The organism is Niallia sp. WK069_GA_01, assembly GCF_983173855.1.
In genome coordinates this window covers 3331449-3342869 of record NZ_OZ470138.1, presented here as the reverse complement: position 1 = coordinate 3342869, position 11421 = coordinate 3331449, and the positions used below count along the sequence as shown (strand labels likewise).

Annotated in this window: 11 protein-coding genes and 1 riboswitch; of the genes, 9 read left to right on the top strand and 2 right to left on the bottom strand. The window is 32.5% G+C overall.

Going from position 1 to position 11421, the window contains the following annotated elements:
• Positions 1–25: 25 nt before the first annotated feature.
• The 5 genes from AC5LWL_RS15860 to AC5LWL_RS15840 all read left to right on the top strand — a co-directional run bounded on the left by AC5LWL_RS15860 (position 26) and on the right by AC5LWL_RS15840 (position 4871).
• Positions 26–1195: an amino acid ABC transporter permease gene (locus AC5LWL_RS15860; RefSeq protein ID WP_493435217.1), complete on the top strand. Its 1170-nt coding sequence runs from the start codon at positions 26–28 to the stop codon at positions 1193–1195.
• 9 nt (positions 1196–1204) lie between these two features.
• Entirely contained in the window at positions 1205–2401 is a 1197-nt protein-coding gene (locus AC5LWL_RS15855) for an amino acid ABC transporter permease (protein ID WP_493435216.1), read from the top strand.
• Between the two features lie 16 nt (positions 2402–2417).
• A complete protein-coding gene (locus AC5LWL_RS15850; RefSeq protein ID WP_493435215.1) occupies positions 2418–3197 on the top strand; it encodes an amino acid ABC transporter ATP-binding protein in 780 nt (259 codons plus the stop codon).
• Positions 3198–3298: 101 nt separating this feature from the next.
• Positions 3299–3775, top strand: a complete 477-nt coding sequence (locus AC5LWL_RS15845; protein WP_493435214.1) for a hypothetical protein — start codon at positions 3299–3301, stop codon at positions 3773–3775.
• 106 nt (positions 3776–3881) lie between these two features.
• Positions 3882–3980: riboswitch (yybP-ykoY riboswitch) on the top strand.
• 123 nt (positions 3981–4103) lie between these two features.
• On the top strand, positions 4104–4871 hold the full coding sequence (locus AC5LWL_RS15840) for a TerC family protein (protein ID WP_493435213.1): 768 nt from the start codon (positions 4104–4106) through the stop codon (positions 4869–4871).
• A gap of 212 nt (positions 4872–5083) precedes the next feature.
• Here AC5LWL_RS15840 and AC5LWL_RS15835 read toward each other — a convergent pair whose 3' ends face one another.
• Entirely contained in the window at positions 5084–5278 is a 195-nt protein-coding gene (locus tag AC5LWL_RS15835; protein WP_493435212.1) for an alpha/beta-type small acid-soluble spore protein, read from the bottom strand.
• 672 nt (positions 5279–5950) lie between these two features.
• Between AC5LWL_RS15835 and AC5LWL_RS15830 the strand changes: the two genes are divergently transcribed.
• The 3 genes from AC5LWL_RS15830 (at position 5951) to AC5LWL_RS15820 (ending at position 7742) form a co-directional block, all read left to right on the top strand.
• Positions 5951–7309, top strand: coding sequence for a TrkH family potassium uptake protein (locus AC5LWL_RS15830; RefSeq protein ID WP_493435211.1), 1359 nt, complete (start codon positions 5951–5953; stop codon positions 7307–7309).
• A 126-nt stretch (positions 7310–7435) separates the two neighbouring features.
• Entirely contained in the window at positions 7436–7594 is a 159-nt protein-coding gene (gene ykzP / locus AC5LWL_RS15825; protein ID WP_493435210.1) for a protein YkzP, read from the top strand.
• Position 7595: 1 nt separating this feature from the next.
• Positions 7596–7742, top strand: coding sequence for a hypothetical protein (locus tag AC5LWL_RS15820; RefSeq protein ID WP_493435209.1), 147 nt, complete (start codon positions 7596–7598; stop codon positions 7740–7742).
• 194 nt (positions 7743–7936) lie between these two features.
• Here the strand turns inward: AC5LWL_RS15820 and AC5LWL_RS15815 are convergent, their stop codons facing one another.
• A complete protein-coding gene (locus tag AC5LWL_RS15815) occupies positions 7937–8980 on the bottom strand; it encodes an acyltransferase family protein (protein WP_493435208.1) in 1044 nt (347 codons plus the stop codon).
• A gap of 372 nt (positions 8981–9352) precedes the next feature.
• Between AC5LWL_RS15815 and AC5LWL_RS15810 the strand changes: the two genes are divergently transcribed.
• Positions 9353–11239, top strand: coding sequence for a PAS domain S-box protein (locus tag AC5LWL_RS15810; protein WP_493435207.1), 1887 nt, complete (start codon positions 9353–9355; stop codon positions 11237–11239).
• Positions 11240–11421 lie beyond the last annotated feature (182 nt).

Below are 11421 nucleotides of genomic sequence, written 5' to 3'. Positions count from 1 at the left end.
TCTAATGAAGAAAGGTGATGATAAAGTGAATAAACAAACTACATCCACTCCATTATGGAGGAATAAAAAAGCAGTACCGATTATTTTACAATTAATCTTTGTTGTAATCGTTGGATATGTACTATTTTTTATGATAAACAATGTTTTATTTGGCTTACAGCAAATTGGTTTAACATTAGGATTGGATTATTTGAATTTAAAAGCATCTTTCCCGATTTCTGAATCTTTAATAAGTTATACTCCAGATGATCCATACATACGGGCATTATTAGTTGGATTATTAAATACATTTAAAGTATCTATTTTTGGGATTATTATCGCTTCCATATTAGGAGTTTTTATTGGAATTGCCCGTCTTTCCAGCAACTGGCTGGTTAGTAAATTGGCAACAGTATATGTGGAAGTTTTCAGAAATACCCCATTATTAGTACAAATTTTCATTTGGAATTTTGCTGTATTTTTACCAATGCCAAAAATTCAAGAAGCGCTTGCAATAGGGCCTTTTTACTTCTCAAACAGAGGGGCAGCTATCCCTTGGTTTACTACATATTCCAATACATTAGTATGGTTTATTATTCTTATTGTTTTTATCATTGCTGCCATTGTAATGTATAAAAAACTAATGTATTTGGAACTGAATACCGGAAAAAATATGCATCCTTTTTTATATAGTATTGGTGCATTTATTATAGGCTGTTTAGCTGTTTACTTTATTATTGGAAATGGACCGCTTCATTTAACTATTCCTAAATTGGAAAACGGGGCCTTTGTAGGAGGAACATCTTTATCAATAGGATTCTTATCCGTACTGATTGCATTGTCTGTTTATACATCAACTTATATTGCGGAAATTGTACGTGCTGGTATTATGGGAGTTCCAAAAGGACAGACAGAAGCAGCAAGTGCATTAGGATTTAAAGGATCCACTTCTTTGCGCTTAATTATTTTTCCACAAGCAATTCGGATAATTATTCCACCTTTAACAAGTCAGTATTTAAATGTTATTAAGAACTCAAGTCTTGCGATGGCGGTCGCTTACCAAGATATCGTTGGTATTGGAAATACAGTGATTAATCAGACAGGACATACCATTGAGACTATCTTAATAATTATTGCAGTGTACTTAATCCTAAGTTTAGCGACATCACTGTTTATGAATTTCTTTAATAAAAAATTCCAGTTGGTTGAAAGGTAGTGAGGCAAATTGGATAATATTCAAATTAATAACAGTGAAAATGTGGTAGGAGCAACATCAGACAAAGGAAGTAATATTTCCTATTGGCTCAAAAATAATCTTTTTAAAGATTGGAAAAATACTATATTTACTATCATTGCCGCTGTTTTATCTGTGTATATCATTGCAAGGGTAGTAAATTATGTTTTTACTAGCGATTGGGCTGTTGTAGTAAATAACTTTCGTCTGTTAATGGTCGGGCAATTTCCAGTAGAAGAAGTATGGCGTATATGGGTAGCGTTAGTAATTGCTTCTGTTCTTTTAGGTGTTTCATGGGGATTATGGAGAGGTATCATCGGTCATGTTGCCATGACAATTGGATCTTTATTACTCATTTTCGGGATCTTGCCGTATACAGAAAGCGGTTCTAAATTATATTTGTTTTCAAGTGTAGCTGCAATTCTTGTATTTTATTTCATTGGAAGAAAAGTATCTGCATTAAAAATCCCTGCATTGGTTTTATGGATTTTATACATTCCGATATCGATAGGGATACTGAATGGGTTCGGAATTGTTGAGCCAGTAAAAACAAATGTTTGGGGCGGATTTTTATTAACCTTACTATTGGCTTCTGTATCAATTGTTTGTTCTTTTCCTATCGGTTTATTGCTTGCTGTCGGAAGAAGAAGCAAACTTCCGATTATAAAGTATACTTGTATTGTTTATATTGAATTGATCCGCGGGATGCCGCTAATTATGGTGTTATTTATTGGCCAGTTATTACTGCCGATGTTTCTTGGCGGGATTCAGTTAGATAATGTACTGAGAGCAATGATTGCTTTTACTTTATTTAGTGCCGCATACTTAGCAGAGAACATTCGTGGAGGACTTCAATCCATTCCAAGAGGTCAGTTTGAAGCGGCACAGGCACTTGGACTTAATAACTTTAAATTAATGGTATTTGTTATTTTACCCCAAGCATTAAAAGCCGTTATTCCGGCGATGGTGGGACAATTTATCTCCATATTTAAGGATACTTCCCTTGTTGCAGTAATAGGATTAACAGATTTCTTAGGAATTGCGAAGAAAATAGCTGCAAATCCAGCCTATTTAGGGAAATATTTAGAACTATATTTATTTGTAGCATTGTTCTTTTTTATTTTCTGTTTTTTAATGTCCCATGTAAGTAAACACTTAGAGAAATCATTAGGTGTAGGAAAACGATAAAGGGAGGAATGGAAGAATGGATAGTGTATTTTCAGTTGAAAAGTTGACAAAACCTCTCGAGGATAGAGAAGATATCATTGAAGTAACCAAATTAAATAAGTGGTATGGTGATCACCACGTTCTAAAAGATGTCGATTTAACCGTGAAACAGGGGGAAGTAATTGTTATTTTAGGTCCTTCTGGCTCAGGTAAATCCACTTTTATCCGAACAATAAACGCTTTGGAAGAGTTTCAAAAAGGAGAAATTGTTGTAGATAATATTGCGTTAACAGATGATTTGAAAAATATTGAAGAGATTCGAAAAGAAACTGGTATGGTTTTTCAATCGTTTAATTTATTTCCACATATGACTATATTGAAAAATATTTCTTTAGCACCAATATGGGTAAGAAAATGGAAAAAGTCAAAAGCAGAACAAATAGCAAAAGAATTATTGGAAAGAGTCGGGATTCCCGAACAGGCGAATAAATTTCCAGGTCAATTATCTGGTGGTCAACAGCAGCGTGTGGCAATAGCGAGAGCATTGGCCATGCAGCCGAAAATTATGCTTTTTGATGAACCTACCTCTGCACTAGATCCAGAGATGGTAAAAGAAGTATTAGATGTTATGAAAACACTTGCTGATTCAGGGATGACAATGCTCGTTGTAACACATGAAATGGGATTTGCCCGTCAAGTTGCAGATCGTATTGTTTTATTTGATAAAGGTGAGATTGTAGAGATGGGAAAACCGGAAGATATCTTTGACAACCCTCAGCATGACCGCACAAAAGCATTTTTATCTCAGATCATTTAAAAAAGAGCCGAAGGGGCTCTTTTTTATTTTTTACAAAAAGAGTAAATAATTTATTCGAAATGGGAACAATATAATGGTATAGAAAAATAGATGGTGATGCAATGAGGGACCAGAGTAAGTTAGAAGCAATTATGTGGAGTATCGCACTTCCAGGATTCAGTCAACTTTTGATGAAAAAATATTGGAAAGGAACCTTATTTATAGCATTAGAATTTATTATTAATGTGCAAAGCAATTTTAATGAAGCGATTATGTATAGCTTTTTATGGGATATTGATGAATCAATAAAGACGTTGGATTTTCAATGGATCATGTTCTATCCATGTTTATATATGTTTGCCATGTGGGATGCTTATAAAGCAGTAATGAAAGAAAAGGATGAATATGCATTTTTACCCTTTGTCTTTTCTGCTTATTTTGTTACAATCGGTGTTATGTATTCAACTCAACTAAAAATATTTCATATTCTATTAGGGCCAATATTTTTGCCAATGTTATTTTTAGTTCCAGGCATAGTAAGTGGCAAATTAGTTAAGTGTTGTTTACTGTATATGAAAAAAAGTAACAATCCGAAATAATAATTAATTTTATCTGAGTCGAATTTTTAAATGAGTAATAGAAACAATAAGAAAAAATATTGTCATTTTATTAAATATTGTATATAATTAAAATATATTATTTGTATACTTTCTCAAAGGGGAGTAGCTGTTAGGGAAACCTAAAACAAAGTCGTCATTACATGGTTATTATTAACCATCGGCTTTGTTGGCATGAAAAATGCTTAGCAAGACCTTTGCCTGTTGGCAAAGGTCTTTTTTGCGCTTTTTTGTACATAATAACTGAGGCGGACATAAACCATTGCTAACAGGGTATACAAGTTATAACAATAGGAGGGGATAGTGAAAAATGGATGTAAGTATGATTTTGGAGTATGGATGGGTTTTATTGGTATTAGTTGGATTAGAAGGGATTTTAGCAGCTGACAATGCAGTCGTAATGGCAGTAATGGTTAAGCATTTACCACCTGATCAGCAAAAAAAGGCATTATTTTATGGGTTGTTTGGAGCATTTATATTTCGATTTGCGACATTATTTATGATCTCTATATTAGCAGATGTTTGGCAAGTACAAGCGCTTGGCGCAGCATATTTACTTTTTATTGCGATTCATAACTTATATGGCAAATTTAGAAATAAAGAAAAAGAAGGAAAAGAGAAGAAAAGAAAACAATCTTCTTTTTGGATGACTGTTTTAAAAGTTGAATTAGCTGATATCGCCTTCGCGATTGATTCCATGTTGGCTGCTGTTGCATTAGCTATCACATTAACACCAACGGGTTGGTTTACTGTTGGAGGTATTGATGGTGGGCAATTTACTGTTATGTTATTAGGGGGAATTATTGGGTTGATTATCATGCGATTTGCAGCGAATTGGTTTGTAAAGCTACTTCATACAAGACCGAGCTTAGAGACGGCTGCTTTTATGATTGTAGGATGGGTAGGAGTAAAGCTGGCTGTATTTACATTGGCACATCCAGAGGTTGCGGTACTAAATGAACATTTTCCAGAATCAAAAGTATGGAAGCTTATCTTTTGGGTGGTCTTAATAGGGATTGCTGTAGGAGGCTACTTAATTTCCAATAAATCAGTGGGGAAAGTTAAAGAAGAAGCGTAATTTTTTCAGCTGTTAAGCATGTTGAATGATAGTGAGGATAAAACAATCCATTTAACAGTAAAATATAAAAAAAGGGAAATCCACCAAAAGCATAATTTTGGTGGATTTCCTCTTCTGACAAGATACATAATTAAAGACTTTAGAGAGTATAAAGCAATATTTTTTAGTCTATCCGTTGATCATAATGATTTCTGATCGCGGTATGTCTCTATTTATTTTTGTTTTCCAGATAACTCTGCCTGTGCTTGTTGTACTAATCTTTTGGTTATCTCTCCACCAACGGAACCATTTGATCTTGATACAGTATCTGAACCTAACTGCACACCAAATTCTTGAGCAATTTCATATTTAACACTATCTAAATATTGTTCTATTCCTGGAACAAGAAGTTTGTTTGTTGTAGCCATTTTATAATCTCCTTTAAAATTAAAATTACAGAATGAATAATCTGTATTTATAGTATGCAGCTTTTTCATTTGTTCATAAGTGGTAAAGTTTTCGTACTATGGAAACAGAAAAGCCTCTTTACAAAACATAAAATAAACAATAGACAAGCCTGACACACTACATTTAAAGTAAAGAGATGAAAGAGAACCAAGCACATACAATTTTGTTTTATGAACTAAGTTTGAAACAGGGAGCAGCCAGCATACACGAAGACTCCCGCGGGAATGCGAGAAAGACGAGACCCCGCAGCGAAGCGAGGAGGCTTGACGCTCGCCCGCAGGAAAGCGAAGTATATTCAGGCTGCGGACTTATTGAGAGCGCCTCTTTTCAGAGAAGACACTTATGCAACAAATTTGCACCATTGAACGATGAAAATTTGATTAAGTATTGATATGTTGAAGCAGGAAGCAGCCAGAATACACGAAGACTCCCGCGGGAATGCGAGAAAGACGAGACCCCGCAGCGCAGCGAGGAGGCTCGACGCTCGCCCGCAGGAAAGCGAAGTGTATTCTGGCTGCGGACTTATTAAAAGAGCCAAATCCTTTTCAGGGTAGCTTATTATAAAGAAGTACTTTAAAAAAATTAGTATAGCCTATATGATAGAATAGTAAAAACGGAAAGGATTTGTTTAAATGTGGAAAACGCTTAAAGAATTGCTAAATAAATTTACTCCTGCACAAATCATAACCGGGTATTATTTATTGGCAGTCAGCGTTTCAGTTTTATTATTATGTTTACCAGGAGTTCATAAAGAAGGAGTATCTGTATCATTTATGGATACTGTTTTTACTGCAGTGAGCGCGGTTAGTGTAACAGGTTTAACAGTCATTAATATCTCTGAAACATATAGTACATTAGGTATTTTTATTTTAATGTTTGTTTTACAATTTGGTGGCATTGGAGTTATGACACTAGGAACATTTTTTTGGATGGTTCTTCGAAAAAAAATCGGCTTAAAGGAAAGACAATTAATTATGCTGGATCATAATCAATCTAATTTATCCGGCTTAGTGAATTTAATAAGGGAAATTATTAAATTAATACTCCTTATTGAGATAATTGGTGCACTTATTTTAGGATTGCAATTTCTGCATTATTTTCCATCATGGAAGGAAGCCTTTTTACATGGATTGTTTGCTTCTGTTAGTGCTACAACGAATGGTGGATTAGACTTAACAGGTGCGTCCTTAATGCCTTATGAAAAGGATTATTTCATTCAAGTGGTTCATATTATGCTCATCACATTAGGTGCGATAGGATTCCCTGTTTTAATAGAAGTGAAAAAATACCTTTTTCCTAAATACAATAGTGTTCAAGTATTTCGTTTTTCGTTATTTACGAAGTTGACTTCTTTAACTTTTGGACTATTGCTGCTTTTTGGTACCATTGCTGTAATTTTATTAGAATGGAATCACTATTATATAGGAATGAATTGGCACCAAGTGTTTTTTAATGCTTTTTTTCATTCTGCTTCGACAAGAAGTGGTGGTTTATCAACAATGGATTTGAATGATTATTCTTTGCCAACTTTATTAATTTTTTGTTTTTTAATGTTTGTAGGAGCTTCTCCAAGTTCTGTAGGTGGAGGAATTCGAACAACAACCTTAGCCTTAAATATCATGTTTATTTACCATTTTGCTAAAGGAAATAAGCATATTAAGATCTTTAAAAGAGAAATTCATGAAGAAGATATTATAAAATCTCTGGTTGTTACAATCCTTGCTAGTGGTTTGTGCATAATGGCAATTGTTATCCTTGCCATTACAGAAAATGCTCCATTACTAAATATTATATTCGAAGTGTGTTCAGCATTTGGTACAACTGGTTTATCTTTAGGCCTTACACCAGAGTTATCTGTAGTAGGCAAATGCGTTATTATTGTTTTAATGTTTATCGGTAGAATCGGTTTAACCTCCTTTATATACATTATTGGAGGCAAAGAGAAAAAAGACAATTATCATTACCCAAAAGAAAGAATAATTATTGGATAAAATAAAAAGTACAGAACAATTCAACCATTGTTTTGTGCTTTTTATTTTTGAAAAAAAAGATGGATAGCTTTAAAGGACAAGTGGAAAAATACAACGTGAAACAAAAGAGAGGGAGTGAGCAAAAAAATGGTAAAAAGAAAAGCAAAATTTGATTCTGTAGAAAAATACAGTAAAACACCTAAAAAAAATAGTCAAGAAAGTGAATTTTCAGCAGAATTTAGCCAAGGAGAAAATCCAATAAAAGGTGCTAACAGAAATTCTAAACATGGAAGTGAGGAGAAATAAAATGGAAGAAAAAAAGAAAAAACAAAAAGAAGAAGCGGCTACTGTTGAATTTGGAATGGAGTTTGGTGATATGAATGCAAGTAAATTTTATGAAACAGCGGCTGCAAATAAACAAGCAGTAAAAAATCAACAGGAAAATCAAAAATAAAAACGGAAGAGAAAACAAAAGCTCTTCAGTTCTTTGTAAGGTAAGAAGGTATAAGTTTTCTGAAGTCTGTCTAACTCTGGCGTCTAGCCCCAGTGAGTAGTGCCTCTTGTCTCTATAAGTATGAGTCAAGAGAACTTTTTTCTTCGGGGCTATGTAAGGCGCCTGCGCTTTTCTTAATTTAGTTTTAATGAAAGCTAGTTAAATAATTTTTCTTTGTAAACTTGAAAATAATTAAACAATTTTTGTTTTACTTGTTTTAATCCCGTTAACTTTAATTCAATAATTGGTTGTGTAAGAGAAGTAATTATCTTGCTTGATAACAGTAAAGTTAATACCAAGGAAATAAAGATAATTAGCATAAAGGATTTATGCGGATTTACTACATCGGTAATATCACTTATTCTAAAAATGCGAACAACAAAACCATGCAATAAATAAACATACAAAGTGTTGTTTCCTAATTTTGTGAAAAAATATTGTTTTTTTGGCACACAAGCAAAAAAGCAATAAATCATCAAACAGCTTAACAAGTAAAAGAAAAGTCGAATAAATATAGCTTGAAGCGGATCTTCTCCTAATGTGGAATAAGATTTTGAACCAAAGAGCCATTGGTAGTTAATCGATGGTAAATAATAAAATCCAATAAAAACAATAATAAATGTAGCAATAGCAAAAAGTTTCGCGCCTTTTCCTCTAGTCCACTCAAAATGTTCCTTCTTTATATAAAATCCAATTAAAAACAATGGAAAAAAGACAAATGTACGTGTCAAACTTAAATAGCTTGTAGTCCAGTCAAGGAATCCAATAGCAAGCCCTAATACGAGGGATAAAGATAATCCATAAAAAGGTTTTATTTTTGCAAATAGGAGTAATAGCATATTCCAAAAAAATAAACTAATTAAGAACCATAAGGACCAATGAGGATTTAATGGATCTAATGTAAATGTAGATTTACCATAAAGATAATAATAAAATATGCTGTAAATTAACTGAAAGATAATATAAGGCACGATCAGTTTTTTTGTATATTTTTGGATATAACCTTGTTTGTAAATTCCCTTAGCAAAAAATCCGGAAATTAAGATAAAGGCAGGCATATGAAAAGTATAAATAACTTTATATAACGCATATATACCGTTGCTTTCTTCATTATAAGACTGAACGAAATGTCCAAATACAACGAAAAAAATCAACAAAAACTTTGCATTATCAAAGTAATAGTCTCGATGTTGTTTCATAAAAGACTCCTTCCTTCGCTCAGAACAAGAATAATCTTGCTTATAATTATATTTATAGCACAGAAATAATAAAGTTAAGCTTGATTCACTTATCTGTTAATAATTTTTTGTTATTTCTTCATAACTGACATATAAATGTAAGGAAAATGGAGCATTTGTTATATTTTTATCTCGCTGTTAATGCAACAAACACTCTACTGATGTACGTTTTATTTTATCTGATGAAACATAAATTTTTCTTAAAACAATTTCTTTGTTTTTATGGATAAAAAGAGTACATAAAAAATATCTTTATTTTTATATGAAAAGCTAAAGGTATTTTTAGAATTTTGTAGAATTATGTAATCACTACGTACTCAAGGAGGCTTAGAAGTGACAGGTGTATCTTATATGAAAGAACTACAACAGTTGCAAAAGAAACTAAGTGATCTTGAACAAGAAAATTTGTATTTAAGAAATGCCTTGCAAGAGCAAGAGAAAATTGGAAAAAATATTAATTCTGCTTTTCAATCAACTGTAAATGGATTGCTAATACTTGATAGTAATGGGGTAATATTGGAGGCAAATCAATCTGTTAGTGAAATGGTAAGAACAGATAGAAAAAAAATGATTGGCAGAAATATCACACATTTCATACCACATGAGCATCGGGATGCAATAAGACAGCAAATTAGCAAATTTAAACAAATGAAAACCTATACAAATTATTTATTTCCTATTAAAAAAATAGATGGTGAAATTTGTTTGGAAATTATTATTTCTAGATTAACCGATTGTGATGGTTTTTTAACAGTAATACGAAATATAACGAAGAACTGGATAGAAGATAGGAGGCAGCAGAAAAAAGAAGTACTCTATAATGACTTTTTTACTGAGGCTCTTGATGGAATTATTTTATGGAAAGAAACAGGTGAAATAGTTTCAGCAAATGAGTCGGCTCTCCGCATATTTGAGAGTACTTATGAAGAATTAATTCAAAAAAAATTCAGTGATTTTGTTTACAAAAAAGATGAAAAATACGTTTCGATGATTAAGAAATTATATAGAAACAAGTCTAATCGTGAAGAGCTTATGTTTTTAATGCCAAATGGCCAAAAAAAATTATTGGAATTTACGACGAAGCTGCATTCAGTTGAAGGGCTGCATATGAGTATTATCCGAAATGTTTCTGAAAGATATAAAATGGAAATGGCGTTAAGAGAAAGCAAGAGTATGTTTGAAAATATATTTGAGGAAGCATTTGATGGCATTATTATATGGAATGAACAATTTGAAATTATTGATATGAACCGAGCGGCTGAAAGGTTGCTATATCGAACAAAAGAGGAGTTGGTTGGTTCCAATTTATTAGAGGTTTTACCAAATGGGAAGACAATCAATGAAGATATAAAGCCCATGCTGTTAGCTTTGAATTTGAAAAATATGGAACAAAATAGAGGGATTTATACAGCGTCTTTAAGAGATAATGAATGGAGTCAATTTGAATTTCGAAATAAACATAATATCTATTCAGGGTTAAGCATTACAACATTAAGAGATATTACTGAAAATGTCGTAATGGAAGAACAATTAAGAAAATCATCAACATTAAATGTCATAGGGGAGCTTGCCGCTGGTATTGCACATGAAATAAGAAATCCAATGACTGCTTTGAAGGGATTTATTCAATTATTAGAAAGTAATTTGCAAACGGAAAATAACAGCAACATGTACTTTTCGGTAATAAAGTCAGAATTAAGTAGAATCGAAATGATTATCAATGAATTTCTGCTTTTAGCAAAACCTCAAGCAGTTCGGTTTGTCAAAAGTGATTTAACGAAAATTATGAATGAGACACTAGATTTATTACATGCCCAAGCCGTACTATACAATGTTCAATTTAAGAAATTATATGATGAGTCTTTACCAGCAGTTTATTGTGAACCGAATCAAATGAAAAAGGTATTTATTAATATTATAAAAAATGGAATTGAAGTATTGGATAATGGTGGAGAAATTCAAGTGAAGATCGAGCAAACAGCGCTCTATTTCCATATTATGATACAGGATAATGGGAAGGGAATGAGTAAGGAAAAGCTGACAAGGCTAGGAGAACCTTTTTATACGACAAAGGAAACAGGAACTGGTTTAGGTCTTATGGTTTCTTATCAAATTATTGAAGAACATAAAGGGAAAATGGAAATAGAATCCGAAGAAGGTGTTGGGACTGCCTTTCATCTTTATATCCCGATAAATAAGGAAGAAGGGAATACTAATTAAGAAAAAAGGTTTGAATAAATGGCATGCATTATTTAAACAGCCTAATTGGGATAGTAAGAAGCTTTTCATTAGAAGTTATGGATGTTTTTTATACGTACAAAACTATATTTACTAGATAGACCTTATTGTATTGGCAAAAGGTCTATTTTTATGAAAAAGACCAATAAATACAGTCAATGAAA

Coding starts and splice junctions, on each gene's coding strand:
- AC5LWL_RS15830 (WP_493435211.1), top strand. CDS start 5,951: ATGTGGAAAACGCTTAAAGAATTGCTAAATAAATTTACTCCTGCACAA.
- AC5LWL_RS15815 (WP_493435208.1), bottom strand. CDS start 8,980: ATGAAACAACATCGAGACTATTACTTTGATAATGCAAAGTTTTTGTTG.
- AC5LWL_RS15840 (WP_493435213.1), top strand. CDS start 4,104: ATGGATGTAAGTATGATTTTGGAGTATGGATGGGTTTTATTGGTATTA.
- ykzP (WP_493435210.1), top strand. CDS start 7,436: ATGGTAAAAAGAAAAGCAAAATTTGATTCTGTAGAAAAATACAGTAAA.
- AC5LWL_RS15835 (WP_493435212.1), bottom strand. CDS start 5,278: ATGGCTACAACAAACAAACTTCTTGTTCCAGGAATAGAACAATATTTA.
- AC5LWL_RS15850 (WP_493435215.1), top strand. CDS start 2,418: ATGGATAGTGTATTTTCAGTTGAAAAGTTGACAAAACCTCTCGAGGAT.
- AC5LWL_RS15845 (WP_493435214.1), top strand. CDS start 3,299: ATGAGGGACCAGAGTAAGTTAGAAGCAATTATGTGGAGTATCGCACTT.
- AC5LWL_RS15820 (WP_493435209.1), top strand. CDS start 7,596: ATGGAAGAAAAAAAGAAAAAACAAAAAGAAGAAGCGGCTACTGTTGAA.